General features: G+C 62.7%; 1 pseudogene. It reads left to right on the top strand.

Features of this window, described 5'->3' with window-relative positions:
* Nucleotides 1-92 precede the first annotated feature (92 nt).
* Nucleotides 93-18039, top strand: a pseudogene (locus IM295_RS17360) (Ig-like domain-containing protein).
* Nucleotides 18040-18060 lie beyond the last annotated feature (21 nt).

The raw sequence follows: 18060 nt of genomic DNA, 5'->3' as shown, positions 1-18060 counted from the left end.
GTCTGAAAATAATGGGTGTTTTTTCCCAGGGATAGCTACATCCGTGTGGTGGATATATCCACAGGGATCCGTACACCTGCAAGGAGAGGAATATGAGTAACGTAAAGGTTGTTGATGTCATCATTCGCAAAACGGCGGAGAAAACGAAATTAACCGGCGAAGGAAATCTGTCGGTCTCTATTTCATCGCCGAGCGTGATTGAAATTCAGGGCTCTGCTCAGGACGTGGTGCGTTATGTCCGCCAGGGTAAAGACCTTCTCATTTATATGAAGGACGGCAGCGTTATTCGCTGCAATAACTATTTTGTTGAAGATCCTGAAACCCAACATCAGTCAGAGCTGGTGTTCAACGACGGGCAGGAACTGACTCATCTCTCTTTTGCCGATGCCGGGGAAGCATCAGGCGTTGCCGCTACTGAATTAACCGCGCAGGCCACACCCATTAGCAGCATTGAACCTTTCCTGGAGCAGGGAAGCGTCTTAAGCGATGCGCCGTGGGGCTGGATTGCAGGGGCGGCGTTAGGCGGCGGTGCTATCGGCGCACTGCTGGCCCACGGCGGTGACGGCGAAACCAAAACCAAAGTCATTGATAACACCAAAGAAGTGGAAAGCGCCACGCCGACCTTCCTGCTGTCGGACAAGGTGGGCGACAAGCAGGGAGTGCTGAGCGCAAACGCCCTCACGGACGATAACGCGCCGACCTTCAGCGGTACCGGTCAGCCGGGCGCGACCATCCAGATTAAAGACGGCAGCGGCAGCACCATCGCCAGCGCGATGGTCGGTAAAGACGGCACCTGGACGGTAAAACTCCCGACCCAGGCCGACGGAGAGCACACCTGGTCGGTGGTGCAGATCGACGGCAGTAAAACCACGTCAGCGGGCAACATCACCGTGACCGTTTCTACGTCCGAGGCCACGCTTACGCTGGGGACAACGGCGGGTGACAACGTGATTAACGCCAGCGAACAGTCCGCAGGCTTTACGCTGTCCGGCAGCAGCCAGCATCTGGCGCAGGGAACCGACGTTTCCGTAACGCTGAACGGAAAAATCTACACCGCTCAGGTGGGAGCAGACGGCGCGTGGAGCGTTAACGTGCCTGCGGCAGACGCGCAGGCGCTCAGCGACGGTACCTGGACCGTCAGCGTCAGCGGCAAAGACGCGGCGGGTAACACCGTGAGCGGAAGCCAGACGATTGGCGTGGATACCGCTGCGCCAACGCTCTCCGTCGATACGCTCGCGCAGGACAACATCATTAATGCCGCTGAGCACAACCAGCCGCTGACGCTGAGTGGTAAAACCAACGCGGAAGCCGGGCAGATTGTGACGGTGACGCTGAACGGCAAAAATTATAACGCCACGGTGGGCAGCGACGGCACCTGGTCCGTCACGCTGGCGGCCAGCGAGGTGCAGGCCCTTAATGAGGGTCACCACACCCTGACGGTGAACGTCAGCGACAAAGCGGGCAACGGCTCGTCCGTGACCGCGGATTTCACGGTGGATACCAACGCGCCGGTTGTTACCATCAACACCGTCGCGGGCGACGATATCCTCAACACCAGCGAGCAGGGACAGGCGCAGATTATTTCAGGGCAGGCGAGCGGCGCGGCGGCAGGCGATGTCGTCACCGTGACCCTTGGCGGCCAGACCTTCACCGGCGTCGTACAGGCAGACGGCAGCTGGAGCGTGGGCGTTCCTGCCTCCGTCGTCGGCGCGCTGGGCGAGGGCAACCACACCCTTGCCGTATCCGTCACCGACGCAGCGGGAAACACTGGTAGCGCCACGCACGGCATTGCGCTAAGCGGCAACCCGCCGGAATTTACGATTGACGCCATCAGCCAGGACAACGTGCTGAATGCCCGGGAGGCGATGCAGCCGCTGAGACTGAGCGGCACCAGCAACCTGCCGGACGGCAGCACCGTTACCGTGACGCTGAACAACGTCAGCTATCAGGCGACCGTCGAAAACGGTATCTGGGCGGTTCAGGTGCCGGTATCCGACGTCCTGAATCTGGCGAACACCCTTTATAACGTCAGCGTCAGCGGCACCGACAGCGTGGGTAACAGCGGCTCCGCAGAGGCGAATCTGCTGGTCGATACCGTGCTCCCGAAGGTGATCATTAACACCTTTGCGGGGGATAACCTGGTTAATAACTCCGAAGCGGGCGTGGACCAAACCCTCAGTGGCCGCGTTACCGGCGCGGCGGCGGGCGATATGGTGTCTGTTACCGTTGGCGGTAAGAGTTACAGCGCCACGGTGGGCAGCGATCTGACCTGGAACGTCACGATCCCTTCAGCGGATCTTCAGGCGTTCGGCGACGGGGATTTGACCTTTACCGCCTCCGTGACCAACGGGCACGGTAATACGGGCACCGGCGAGCGCGATATCAATATCAACGCGGAACTGCCGGGTCTGCGCGTAAACACCATTTCCGGCGATGACGTAATCAATGCCATCGAGCAACAGCAGGATCTGACCGTCACCGGCGCCAGCACCCATCTGGCCGCAGGTACGCCGATTGTCGTCACCATCAACAACGTCGACTATCAGGCCGTGGTGACCGCCAGCGGCGGCTGGAGCATTGGCGTTCCTGCTGCGGATCTGCAGGCCTGGACGGCCGGAGGTATGACGGTCAGCGTCAGCGCGGAAGATGCCTGGGGCAACACCGTTGCGGCTGAACACCCGATTGAACTCGATCTCAACGCCGTGGCGGTCACCATTGATACCGTCTCCGGCGATGACCTGCTGAACGCGGCAGAAAAAGGGAGCGATTTAACCCTTTCCGGCCAGACGCAGGGCGTGGAGGCAGGGCAAACCGTGGTGGTGAAATTTGCCGACCAGACTTTTACCGCGCAGGTGCAGCAGGATGGCTCATGGAGCCTGACCGTCCCGGCGAACGCCATGGAAACGCTGATTGACGGGCGGGCGCAGGTAAGCGTCAGCGTGACCAACGTCAGCGGCAACAGCGCGGACGCCTCACGCGTGGTGACTGTCGATACGCAGCCGCCGACCATTACGCTCGATAATCTGACCGACGACAACATCATCAATGCGGCAGAAGCGCAGCAGGATCTGGTGCTCAGCGGCAGCACAACCGCTGAAGCGGGCCAGACGGTCACCGTGACGCTGAACGGCAAAAACTATCAAACTACCGTACAAGTTGACGGCACCTGGACGCTGAACGTGCCTGCCGCCGACGTTGGCGCGCTGGCAGACGGCACTGTCACCGTGACGGCCTCCGTCAGCGACGTGGCAGGTAACAGCAGCAGTGCGGACCGCGTTGGGCTGGTGGATGCCACCGTGCCGCAGGTGACCATTAATGACTTTGTCACCGACACCAACACCGTTAACCAGCTGGCCCATTCTCAGGCGCAGATCCTGAGCGGCTCCGTCACCGGCGCGGCGGCGGGCGATTTGGTCACCATCACTATTAATAACGTGGACTACACCACCGCGGTGGACGCGGCGGGCAACTGGAGCCTCGGCCTGCCTGCATCCGTCGTTCAGGGGCTGACGGACGGCACCTGGACCATTAACGTCTCCGTGACCGATCGCTCCGGCAACACCGGCAGCAGTTCTCTGGATGTGGTGGTGAATACCGTGACGCCTGTTATCGGTATTAACACGCTGGCCGTAGATGACGTGATCAATGCGGCAGAGAAGGGCGAAGATCTGCTGCTTTCCGGTACCAGCAACCAGCCGGAAGGGACCACCATCACCGTAAACCTGAACGGTATCAACTACACCACCACCACTAACGCCAGCGGCAGCTGGAGCGTCACCGTGCCCGCCTCTGCGGTGAGCGCGCTGGGCGAAGCCAATTACACCGTGACGGCGAGCGTTACCGATAATGTGGGCAACAGCGCCTCAACTTCGCACGATGTGCTGGTGGACAGCGCGTTGCCGGTCGTCACTATCAACACTTTCGCGACCGACAATATCGTCAACGCGGCGGAAGTCACCGCAGGGCAAACCCTGACCGGGAAGGTCTCTAACGCGGCATCGGGCGATACCGTCACGATTATCCTCGGCGGGCAGACATACACCGCTACCGTGCAGGACGATCTCTCATGGAGCCTGCCGTTAACCGAGAGCCAGTTAACCGCGCTCGGCAACGGCGAACTGACCGTATCGGCCAGCGTCACCAACGCGCACGGCAACACCGGTTCGACTTCGCTGGACTTCACCATCGACGCCCAACTGCCGGGCCTGCGTATTGATACCGTGGCGGGTGATGATGTCATTAACGTCATCGAGCACGCTCAGAACCTGATTGTTTCCGGTTCAAGCACCGATCTGGCAGCGGGCAGCACCGTCACGGTGACCATTAACGGCAAGATCTATTCCGCAATCGTACTGGCGGACGGTACCTGGCAGGCGGCGGTTCCGGCAGCGGACGTGTCCCAGTGGGCGGATGGTTCGCTGGATATCAAGGCAAGCGCGCAGGACCCTTCCGGCAACCCGGTGACTATCGGCACCATCGTGGACGTCGATCTCGCGCCGGTCGCCGTCAGCATCAACAGCGTGACCGCGGACAACGTGCTCAACGCGGCAGAAAAAGGTCAGGATCTGGTGCTTTCCGGCTCCTCCGCGAACGTAGAAGCGGGCCAGACCGTCACCATCACCTTTGCGGGTAAAACCTACACCACGACGGTGAACGCCAACGGCGACTGGACGTACACCGTACCGGCAGCCGATTTGAGCGGCCTGAAGGACGGCGACGCCAGCGTGCAGGTCAGCGTGAGCAACGTGAACGGCAACGCGGCGTCGTCTGCGCAGGAGTTCAGCGTCGATACCGCCGCGCCAACGGTGACCATCAATACCATCAGCGGCGACAACATGCTGAATGCGGCTGAGGCAGCGCAGGATCTGACCCTGAGCGGGACGTCCACTGCCGAAGCAGGCCAGACGGTTACCGTAACCTTCAACGGCAACCAGTACACCGCGCAGGTGCAGGCTGACGGTAGCTGGACGCTGGTCGTGCCGGCAGCCGATCTGGCGGGCATCACCGACGGCAGCGCGGCGGTCACGGCGACCGTGTCCGACAAAGCCGGCAACCCGGCCAGCGCGGATGCCTCCGTGCTGGTGGATACCACCGTACCGCAGATTAGTTTCAACATCGTCGCGGGCGACGACATTGTGAATATTGCCGAGCACGGCCAGGCGCTGATCGTCTCCGGCAAGGTCACGGGCGCGCAGGCGGGTGACGTCATTACCGTCACCCTGAACGGCAAAGACTACACCGCGATGCTGGACGCGTCCGGAAGCTGGAGCGTGGGCGTTCCGGCGGCAGACGTGGGCGCGCTGGCTAACGGCGAGCAGACGATCTCCGCGACCCTCACCGACAAAGCGGGTAACAGCACCACCGCCACGCATGAATTTGACGTCTCCCTGGCTGCGCCGGAGATTGCCTTCAATACCCTGGCGCTTGACGACGTGATTAACGCGGTCGAGAAAGGCCAGGATCTGCTGATTTCGGGCACCAGCAACCAGCCGGAAGGTACTGCCATTACGGTGATCCTGAACGGCATCAGCTATGCCGCGACCACCAACGCCAGCGGCGGCTGGAGCGTGACCGTTCCGGCGGCGAACGTCTCTGCGCTGGGCGAAGCGAGCTATACCGTCACGGCAAGCGTGACCGATAGCGCAGGCAACGGCGCGAACGCCAGCCATAGCGTGCTGGTCGACAGCGCGCTGCCGCAGGTTACCATTAACGCAATCGCCATCGATGACGTGATTAACGCGGCGGAAGTCGCTTCCGGACAAACCCTGAGCGGGAAGGTGAGCGGCGCGGCGAGCGGTGACACTGTCACCCTTTCAATCGGCGGCAATACGTATACCGCGACGGTTCAGGACGATCTGAGCTGGTCGGTCAACGTGCCTTCCGCGGTCTTAACCGCTATCGGTAACGGCGATCTGACGGTGTCAGCCAGCGTCACTAACGGCCACGGCAACACCGGCTTCGGCGAGCGCGACATCACCATCGACGCCAATCTGCCGGGCCTGCGCGTCGATACCGTGGCGGGCGACGACGTGATTAACAGCATTGAGCATGCGCAGAACCTGATTATTACCGGCTCCAGCGACGGCCTGGCAGCGGGCGCGGCGCTGAGCGTGATCGTCAACGGCAAAACCTACGCGGCCACGGTGCTGGCAGACGGTACCTGGACGGCGGCCATTCCGGCGGCAGACGTCAGCGCGCTCAGCGCAGGCACGGTCACCGTGAAGGTCGAGGGAAATAGCGCGGCAGGCAACCCGGTCTCCATCAGCCACGACGTGAAGGTCGATCTGGCGACGGTTGCTATCAGCATTGACGCGATTGCTACCGACGACGTGATTAATGCGTCAGAAAAAGGCGCAGATTTGGTGCTTTCAGGTTCCACCAGCAACGTGGAAGAGAACCAGACGGTTTACATCACGTTCGGCGGCAAGTCCTACACGGCGAAAGTGGATGCCAGCGGCAACTGGACGGCGACCGTGCCGTCGGCAGATCTGGCTGGCCTGAAGGATGGCGACGCCAGCGTGCAGGTGAGCGTCACCAACGTGAACGGCAACAGCGCCTCGGCGGGACGCGAGTATGGCATAGACGCCACCGCGCCGACGGTCTCCATCGAAATCGTCAGCGACAACAACATCATCAATGCCGCCGAAGCGCAGCAGGATCTGGTCATCAACGGCGTCTCTAACGCCGAAGCGGGCCAGACCGTGACCGTCACGCTGAACGGCGTGGATTACACCACCATCGTGCAGGCAAACGGCAGCTGGAGCGTGACCGTGCCTTCTGCGGATCTGGGCGCGATTACCGACGGGAACTATACCGTCAGCGCCGCCGTGTCGGACAAAGCGGGCAACCCGGCCTCCGCGGCTCGCGATGTGCTGGTCGATACCACCGTGCCACAGCTGACCATCAACACCGTTTCCGATGACGACGTGATCAACAGCGCCGAGCACGGGCAGGCTCTGATCGTCACCGGCTCAGTGACCGGCGCGGCGGCGGGCGACGTGGTGACCGTCACCATCAATAACAAAGATTACACGGCGACGCTGGATGCGTCCGGCAACTGGAGCGTGGGCGTGCCTGCGGCGGACGTCGGTGCCCTGACCGCCGGGGATTACACCATCACCGCGGCGCTGACCGACAAAGCCGGAAACAGCAACAGCGCGACGCGCGAGGTGGAAGTCAACCTGAGCGCGCCGGTGCTGACCATCGACACCGTCTCCGGTGACGATGTGATCAACAGCAGCGAGAAAACGCAGGATCTGACCATCACCGGTACGGCTTCCGGACTGGCGGCGGGCGCGGTGGTGACCGTGATGCTCAACGGCAAAGCCTACAGCGCCACGGTTGAGGCCAACGGCCAATGGTCCACGACGGTTCCGGCGAGCGAGGTGGGGCAGCTGGGTGAAGCGCTTTACACCGTCACTGCCTCCGCAACGGACAGCGTCGGCAACGGCACCAGCACCTCGCACACCGTCAACGTGGAGTCCGTTCTGCCGGGGGTGATTATCAACACCGTCGCCGGTGACGACGTGATTAACGCGGCGGAGCTGGCTGCCGGCCAGACCATTAGCGGTAAGGTGGTGAATGCCGAGGCGGGCAACACCGTGACCGTAACGATTGGCGGCAACAGCTACACCGCAACGGTACAGAGCGATCTGACCTGGTCCGTCGATGTACCGGAATCGGTCCTGACGGCGCTGGGCAACGGCGATCTGACTGTAACCGCCAGCGTGACGAACGGCGTGGGCAACAGCGGCAGCGGCGAGCGTGAGATCGCGATAGACGCCAGCCTGCCGGGCCTGCGCGTGGACACCGTGGCGGGCGACGACGTGATCAACAGCATCGAACACGGACAGAACCTGATTATTACCGGTTCCAGCAATGGCCTGAGCGCAGGCACGGGGCTGACCGTTACCGTCAACGGCAAAACCTATCCCGCGACGGTACTGGCGGATGGTACATGGAGCGCGGCTCTCCCTTCTGCGGACGTAAGTGCCCTGGCCGCAGGCACGGTCACCGTGACCGTTGAGGGCCAGAGCAGCGCGGGCAATCCGGTTTCCATCAGCCACGATGTGACGGTGGATCTGGCGAACGTCGCTATCAGCATCGACGCCATTGCCACCGACGACGTGATTAACGCGGCGGAGAAAGGGGCGGATCTGGTGCTCTCCGGCACCACCTCAAACGTGGAGGAAAATCAAACCGTCAACATCACCTTCGGCGGCAAGAATTACACCGCCACGGTGGACGCGGCGGGTAAGTGGACCGCCACGGTGCCGGCTGCGGATCTGGCGGGCCTGAAGGACGGTGACGCCAGCGTGCAGGTGAGCGTTACCAACGTGAACGGCAACAGCGCCTCTGCGGGCCGCGAGTACAGCGTGGATGCCACCGCGCCGTCCGTCACCATCAATACGATTGCGACCGACGACATCCTGAACGCCACGGAAGCGCAGTCTGACCTGGCGATTTCCGGCAGCAGCACCGCCGAAGCGGGCCAGACCGTGACCGTGACGCTGAACGGCAAGGACTACACCACAACCGTCGGCGCGGACGGCAGCTGGACGCTGAACGTTCCGGCGGCGGATCTGGCGGCGCTTAATGACGGCAGCGTCACCGTTACCGCGAGCGTAAGCGACAAGGCGGGCAACCCGGCATCCGTAAACCATAACCTGACGGTGGACGTGACCGTTCCTGCGGTCACCATCAACGCCGTGGCGGGCGACGACGTGATTAACGTCGCCGAGCACGGTCAGGCGCAGATTATCAGCGGCACCGCCACCGGCGCGGGAGCGGGCGATAAGGTCACCGTGACCATCGGCGGCCAAACTTACACCACCGTGCTGGACGCGGCAGGTAACTGGAGCGTGGGCGTTCCGGCGAGCGTGATTTCCGGCCTCAGCGACGGCACCGTGACCGTCACTGCGTCTGTTACCGACGCGGCGGGCAACACCGGCAGCGGCAGCCATAACGTGACCGTCGATACCGGGCTGCCGTCCGTGGGCTTTAACGCCATCAGCGGCGATAACGTTCTGAATGCGGTGGAAAAAGGTCAGGATCTGAGCGTCAGCGGCACCAGCGCCAACCTGGCGGAAGGCACCGTGGTGACCGTGACCCTGAACGGTAAAAACTACACCGCGACGACGGCGGCGGACGGCACCTGGAGCCTGATGGTTCCGGCTGCGGATCTGGTCGGTCTCGGTCAGGCCAGTTACACCCTCAATGCGGCCGCCACCAACGGCGTGGGCAACAGCGTCAGCAATACGGCGAACCTGCTGGTCGACACCGCGCTGCCGACCGTCACCATCAACACCGTGGCGGGCGATAACGTTATCAACGCGGCGGAAGTGGCGGCAGGCCAGACCCTGAGCGGTACCGTGGCGAATGCCGAAGCGGGCAACACCGTAACCGTGACCATTGGCGGCAACAGCTATACCGCAACGGTGCAGAACGATCTGAGCTGGTCCGTGAACGTGCCGTCTGATGTGCTGACCGCACTCGGCAACGGCAGCCTGAGCGTGACGGCAACCGTCACCAACGGCCACGGCAACACCGGCAGCGGCGAGCGTGAGATCGCGATAGACGCTAACCTGCCGGGCCTGCGCGTGAACACCGTGGCGGGCGACGACGTGGTCAACAGCATCGAGCATGCGCAGAACCTGATCGTTTCCGGCTCCAGCGACGGGCTGGCGGCGGGCACGGCGCTGACCGTTACCGTGAACGGCAAAGACTATGCAGCGACGGTGCTGGCGGACGGCACCTGGAGCGCGGCGGTTCCGTCTGCGGACGTGAGCGCGTGGCCGGAAGGCACCGTGAAAATCAGCGTCACCGGCGACAGCGCGGCGGGTAACCCGATTACCATCAGCCACGACGTCACCGTCGATCTGGCCTCTGTTGCCATCAGCATCAACGCCATTGCCACCGACGACGTGATCAACGCGGCGGAGAAAGGGGCGGATCTGGTGCTNNATCTACACCACTACCGTAGAAGCAGACGGCAACTGGACCTATACCGTGCCGGCTGCGGATCTGGCGAGCCTCAAGGACGGTGACGCCAGCCTGCAGGTAAGCGTCACCAACGTCAACGGCAACAGCGCTTCGGCGGGCCGCGAGTACAGCGTGGATGCCACCGCGCCGTCCGTCACCATCAATACGATTGCGACTGACGACATCCTGAACGCCACGGAAGCGCAGTCTGACCTGACGGTTTCCGGCACCAGCACCGCCGAAGCGGGCCAGACCGTGACCGTGTCGCTGAACGGCAAGGACTACACCACAACCGTCAGCGCTAACGGCAGCTGGACGCTGGACGTTCCGGCAGCTGATCTGGCGTCGCTCAGCGACGGCAGCGTCACCGTAACCGCGAGCGTAAGCGACAAGGCGGGCAACCCGGCATCCGTAAACCATAACCTGACGGTGGACGTGACCGTGCCTGCGGTGACCATCAACACCGTGGCGGGCGATGACGTGATTAACCTCGCTGAGCACGCGCAGGCGCAAATCATCAGCGGCACCGCCACCGGCGCAGCAGCGGGCGATAAGGTCACCGTGACTATCGGCGGCCAGACGTACACCACCGTGCTGGACGCGGCGGGGAACTGGAGCGTGGGCGTTCCGGCCAGCGTGATTTCCGGCCTCAGCGACGGCAACGCGACCGTCACTGCGTCTGTTACCGACGCGGCGGGCAACACCGGCAGCGGCAGCCATAACGTCACCGTGGACACCGGGCTGCCGTCCGTGGGCTTCAACGCCATCAGCGGCGATAACGTCCTGAACGCGGTGGAAAAAGGTCAGGAACTAAGCGTCAGCGGCACCAGCGCCAACCTCGCGGAAGGCACCCTGGTGAGCGTGACCCTCAACGGCAAAAACTACACCGCGACGACCGCCGCAGACGGCACCTGGAGCCTGACGGTTCCGGCGGCGGATCTGGCGGGTCTGGGCGAAGCGAATTACACCCTGAGCGCAGCCGCGACCAACGGCGTGGGCAATAGCGTCAGCAATACGGCGAACCTGCTGGTCGACACCGCGCTGCCGACCGTCACCATCAACACCGTGGCGGGTGATAACGTCATCAACGCGGCAGAAGTGGCGGCAGGCCAGACCATCACCGGTAAGGTGGCGAACGCGGAAGCCGGTAACACGGTGACGGTGAACATCGGCGGCAACAGCTACACCGCGACGGTGCAGAGCGATCTGACCTGGTCCGTGAGCGTGCCGGAATCCGTCCTGACGGCCTTGGGCAACGGCGATTTGACCGTGTCGGCGACCGTCACCAACGGCCACGGCAATACCGGCGCGGGCGAGCGCGAAATCGTTATAGACGCCAGCCTGCCGGGTCTGCGTATCAATACCGTGGCGGGCGATGATGTGATCAACAGCATCGAGCACGGACAGAACCTGATCGTCACCGGTTCCAGCGACGGGCTGGCGGCGGGCACCACGCTCACCGTGACCGTTAACGGCAAAACCTATGCGGCCTCCGTGCTGGCGAACGGTACCTGGAGCGCGGCGATCCCGGCCGCAGACGTGGGTGCCCTGGCAGCAGGCGCGGTGACCGTCACCGTGGCAGGTCAGAGCAGCGCGGGCAACCCGGTCTCCATCAGTCACGACGTCACCGTCGATCTGGCGGCCGTGGCTATCAGCATCGATGCGATCGCCACCGACGACGTGATTAACGCGGCGGAGAAAGGCGCGGATCTGGTGCTCTCGGGCAGCACCTCGAACGTGGAGGAAAACCAGACCGTCACAATCGCCTTCGGCGGCAAAACCTACACCGCGAAAGTGGATGCCGACGGCAACTGGACGGCCACCGTGCCTTCCGCGGATCTCGCGGGCCTGAAGGACGGCGACGCCAGCGTGCAGGTGAGCGTCACCAACGTGCACGGCAACAGCGCGACGGCAGGCCGCGAGTACAGCGTGGATGCGACCGCGCCGACCGTGACGATTGATACTGTGGCAGGTGATAACGTGATTAACGGCAGCGAAGCGGCTGCGGGCGTGACCATCTCCGGCACCACCACAGCGGAAGCCGGGCAGACGGTCACCGTGACGCTGGGCGGCAAGAGCTATAGCGCTCAGGTGCAGCAGGGCGGTATCTGGAGCGTCAACGTGCCGGGCACTGACCTCTCCGCACTGGCCGATAACGGCTACACCGTGCAGGTCAGCGTGAGCGACGCCGCGGGTAACCCGGGCAGCGCGGGCAAAGCGATTACGCTTGATACCACACCGCCGTCCGTCAGCTTTAAGGCTGTGGCGGGCGATGACGTCATCAACAGCGTGGAGCACGGGCAGGCGCAGATCGTGAGCGGCACGGCAACCGGCGCGAGCGTCGGCGATAAGCTGGTCATCACCATCGGTTCAAACCAGTACACCACCACCGTTGATGCCAGCGGCAACTGGAGCGTGGGCGTTCCGGCCAGCGTGATTTCTGCCCTGACCGACGGCACCGTGACCATTAGCGCGACCATTACCGACAGCGCGGGCAACAGCAGCACCCAGACCCACGATGTGGTGGTGAATACGGCTTCCGTGGCGCTGACGGTGAATACCCTCAGCGGTGACGACGTCATCAACGCGACAGAAGCGGGTAGTTCGCTGGTGATTAACGGCTCCAGCGCCCAGTTCGCCAGCGGGACGCAGGTCACCGTGACGCTGAACGGCAAGACCTATACGGCCACCATCCAGAGCGACGGCAGCTGGACGACCACCGTTCCGGCCGCAGACGTGGGCGCCCTGGCTGATGGCGCGAGCTATCAGGTATCCGTGTCGGCGCAGGACAGCGCGGGCAACAGCGCCTCGGCGACGCACGGCATCAGCGTGGATACCACCGCGCCTGTCGTGAGCATTGCGACGCTGTCGGGTGACGACATGCTGAACGCGCTGGAAGCGCAGCAGCCACTGACGGTACACGGATCGTCCAGCGCGGAGGCGGGCCAGACCGTCACCGTGACGCTGGGCGGCAAAACCTACACTGCGCTGGTGGGCAGCGACGGCACCTGGACGCTCGATGTGCCGGCGGCAGATCTGGCTATCCTGAGCCAGGGGGCGCTGACGGTCACTGCGTCGGTCAACGACAAAGCCGGTAACGGCGGCCAGACCACGCACACCTTAACGGTGGATACCGCTGCACCGACCGTGACCATCAGCACCGTTGCGGATGACGATATCGTCAACAACGCGGAGCAGCTGGCGGGTCAGACCATCCGCGGCACCACCACGGCAGAACAGGGCCAGACGGTGACCGTTTCCTTCAGCGGGCACAGCTATCAGGCGACCGTCGGGGCGGACGGAACGTGGTCGGTCTTCGTGCCGGGGCGTGATTTCCTCGGCCTGAGCGACGGGGATTACACCATTACCGTGTCGGTAAGCGACAGGGCGGGCAACCCGGGTAGCGCAACCCATGACGTGACGCTGAACGGCGATGTCCCAACCATCACCATTAACACCTTTGCGCAGGACGATATCGTCAACGCGGCCGAACACGATACGCCGCTGGTCGTCAGCGGCACCACCGACGCGCCTGCGGGCCAGACGGTGACCATCACCCTGAACGGCAAAACCTACGCGGCGACCGTGCAGAATGACGGCACCTGGAGCTACACGGTGGGCAGCGCAGACGTCACCGCCCTGGCAGACGGCGGTTCGTACGTGATTAAGGCGCAGGTCAGCAACGCCATCGGCAACAGCGCCAGCGATAACCACACCGTCACCGTCGATCTCACCGCGCCGTCGATGGGCATCAGCATTGATTCGCTGCAAAACGACACCGGCCTGAGCGCGACGGATTTCATCACCAACGATAAGCAGGTAGTGGTCAACGGCTCCCTGACCGCGCAGCTCGGCAATAACGAGAAGGCGCAGATCAGCCTCGACGGCGGCACCACCTGGATTGACCTGACAGTGACCGGCACCACGTGGCGCTACACCGATGGCCGCACCCTGACGGACGGTACGTATCAGTACCAGGTGCGGGTGATCGATAGCGCGGGCAACGTGGGGGCAACGGACAGCCAGGACGTGGTGATTGACCTGACGAAGCCTGCGGCAACGACCATTACCGTGGATTCCGTCACCCAGGATACCGGCCTGTCCGGCAGCGACTTTATCACAAGCGACAACCAGATCAGCCTGAAAGGGACGCTCGGCGCGGCGCTGGGCAGCGGCGACCACGCGCAGATCAGCCTCGACGGCGGCGTCACCTGGACCGACGTCAGCGTGAGCGGCCTGACCTGGACCTACGTGGATGGTCGTACGCTGGCCGACGGGGATTACAACTACCAGCTGCGCGTGATTGACGACGCGGGCAACATAAGCGCCACCGACAGCCAGGTCGTGACGATTGATACGGTTGCGCCGGACGCCAGCAAAACGATCGCTATCGACAGCATCAGCGACGATACCGGCCTGAGCAGCAGCGACTTTATCACCAACGATACGTCCCTGACGCTGCACGGCTCGCTCGGCGCGACGCTGGCCGACGGCGAGTATGCCCAGATCAGCATCGACGGCGGCGTCACCTGGCAGAACGTGATTGTCACCGGCAACAGCTGGTACTACGTGGACGGACGTACGCTGGGTAACCAGACCTATGACTACTACGTGCGCGTGGTGGATGCGGCGGGCAACGTGGGCGCCAGCGCCCATCAGCAGGTGACCGTCGATACGGTCGCCCCGGATGCGGCGATTACGGTGACGGTGGATAACATCACCGTGGATACTGGCTTCGACAATAACGACTTCCTGACCAGTTCGACCTCGTACACCCTGCATGGCACGCTTGGCGCAGAGTTAGGGGCGGGTGAGTACGTGCAGGTGAGCATGGACGGCGGCAGCACCTGGGTGTATGCCACGGTAAGCGGTACCCAGTGGCGCTATAACGACACGCGCACTCTGGCCGACGGCGATTACAGCTATCAGGTGCGGGTAGTCGATCAGGCGGGCAACGTCGGTGCCACTACCACTCAGACCGTGACGGTGGATACCCAGGCGCCGCAGTACGGCATCACCATCGACAGCATCAGCGATGATACCGGGCAGTCCGGGAGTGATTTCATCACTATGGACACCACCCTGACCATCAACGGCTCGCTGGGCAGCGCGCTGGCGAGCGACGAACGGGTGCAGATCAGCCTTGACGGCGGAAACACCTGGGTTGACACCACGGTGACTAATCAGCGCTGGACCTACACCGATACCCGCGATCTGCCTGACGGGGATTACACCTACCAGGTGCGGATCATCGACCAGGCGGGCAACGTCGGCTCCACCGCCTCTCAGGTGGTGACGGTGGACACCACGCCGCCAGCTACGGTAGGCACGGTAGTGAGCTATACCGATGGTGAAGGCGAGCGTCAGGGCACCTTTGGTAGCGCGGTGGCAACGGACGATAACGCGCCGCTGATCAACGGTACGCTCAACCGCGCCCCTGAAGACGGCGAGATCGTCCAGCTATACCGCGACGGCGTTCTGCTCGGTCAGGTGACCATGAACGGCAGCGCAAGCTGGTCCTTCCAGGATAACGGCCTGAGCGATGGCAATCACACGTACATCGTGCGCGTGACCGACAAAGCCGGTAACTACACGGAATCGGACGGCTTCGTGCTGAACGTTGATACCAGTATCCCGACCACCACGGCGGCGATTACCGCCCAGACCACGTCGGATACCACCCCAATCGTCAGCGGTACCGTCTCCGCCGACCTGGTGAACGGTGAATACCTGGTGGTGACGGTGAACGGGAAAACCTACACCTCCCAGACGGGTGGTGCCGTAGTAGTCGACCCGGATCACAATACCTGGTACCTGCAGATCCCGGACGGCGATGCCCTGAGCGTGGCGGGCTACAGCGTGACGGCGCAGGTGAAGAGCAGCGCGGGTAACGGCAATACCACCGGTACGGCGACCGGCAGCCTGGTGATTGATACCACCTCGGTGAATACCGACTGGGCAACCACGGCGGGGAACAGCAACAACTCCACCATGACCCTCGGCATGAACAGCAGCGGTCTGTGGAATATCATTGCGAACACTCAGGCTTACTCCAGCAGCGATAGCTCGACCTATGCCGGCAATACGCTGACCAACACCCGCGGCTACTACGTGGTGAGCCAGACCGCCGCCGACTTTGACCGTAACGGCACGCAGGATATCTTCGCGACCGAGAATACCTACGCCGGGTCTACTCAGGTGATGTGGACCTACGATGGCAGCACCTATAACGCCAGCCAGCTGGCGATGGGGACCACCATCTGGTACGGCGGCGTGATTGCGTACGATAAAACCGGCGATGGCTATCTGGATCTGGCTTACGGCGATGCCGGTATGGACTCACTGACCTACCTGGTGAACAACAACGGCGTTCTGTCGCCGGACGGCACCGGCGGTGAGGGCGGTTTCTACGGTCAGTTCGACTCCGGGCGTGAAATCTCCGGCGTCGACCTGAACAACGACGGTACGGTGGATATTGTTCAGCACACCAACCGCAGCGGCGCGTACTCGTTAACCGTGATCAACAACAACGGCAACGGCACGCTCTCCATCGGCCAGAACCTGACCAACGTGTTTGTGGTAAACGCCGCGAATACCACCACGGCGGCGTCCATGACGTGGGCGGATTTCAACGGCGATGGCTACATGGATCTGTACCTGGGCAGCAGCTACAACAACAACGGCGGGGTGATCTACTACAACGACGGTACCGGGAAGCTCTCTGCCACCAAGAGCGCGGTGGAAGCCTCTAACGCCACGGCGGGGTATCTCTCGGTGGCGGTGGACTGGAACGGGGACGGGCAGATGGACATCATCAAGCTCAGCACCTACGGCGGTTCACAGACGGCGACGCTGTTCACCAACAACGGTTACGGTTCAAGCTGGACCGCCAGCCAGCTTAAGACTGGTCTGGCCTACGCCACCGGCGTGGCGGCAGTGGACTACAACTGGGACGGCGCGAAGGATCTGCTGGTGTCGCAGCAGAACGGCAAGGTGGTGCTGGTGCAAAACAGCGCCAAAATTGCTGACGGTAGCGCGATGCACCTGCACATTGTCGACAGCGAGGGCATCAACGCCTACTACGGCAACACGGTCAATCTGTACAACGCCGCGGGCGTGTTGGTGGCGTCGCAGATCATCAACGCCCAGTCTGGTATTGGTTCGAACGATACCTCTGCGCTGGTGAGCTTCTACGGGCTGGATCCGAATGAAACCTATTCGGCCGAGATCCTGAAGATCACCAACGGCGTGTCGGATAACGTCACCTGGAGCGGTCTGGAGGCGGGCAACGGCAAAGAGGGCTACGTCCTGACGGCTGAAGCAGCTACAGGCGGCCACAGCGGGACCCTCACCGGGACCGGGTATAACGACACCTTTATCGCAGAGGATGGCACCTATACCTACAACGGTTCCGGCGGCTGGAATACCCATTCTGACTACGACACCTGGAGCAACACCGGCGGGATGGACGTGGTGGATTACCGCAATGCGACTTCCGGCGTAACCGTTGATTTGCGTCTCTCTACCGCGCAGGACACCGGGTTCGGTACGTCACGACTGCTCAACATTGAGGGCATCAACGGCTCGAACTTCGACGACGTCATTACCGGCAACAGCGGTGATAACCAGTTCGAAGGCCGAGGCGGGAACGACACCTTCAACATCGGCAGCGGCGGTCACGATACGTTGCTCTACAAGCTGATCAACGCGTCGGACGCGACGGGCGGTAACGGGCACGACGTGGTGAACGGCTTCACCGTCGGCACCTGGGAAGGGACTGCGGACACGGATCGTATTGACCTGCGCGATCTGCTCTCTGGCAGCGGCTATACCGGCACGGGCTCGGCGAGCTACGTGAACGGCGTGGCCACGCTGGACAGCAGCGCGGGCAACATCACCGATTACGTCCGCGTGGTGCAGAACGGCAGCAATACCGAAATCCAGGTGGATCTGGACGGTACCGGCGGCCAGTTCTCGCCAACCACCCTGGTGACGCTGAACGGCGTGCAGACGGACCTGGCGACGCTGCTGGCGAATCATCAGCTGTTAATTGCGTAAACCAACGTCGCGGGGAGCAAT

The sequence above is a fragment of the Enterobacter cloacae complex sp. P14RS genome (assembly GCF_014895895.1).
Taxonomy (GTDB): Bacteria; Pseudomonadota; Gammaproteobacteria; order Enterobacterales; family Enterobacteriaceae; genus Enterobacter; species Enterobacter bugandensis.
This window is presented reverse-complemented; position numbering and strand designations above follow the sequence as displayed.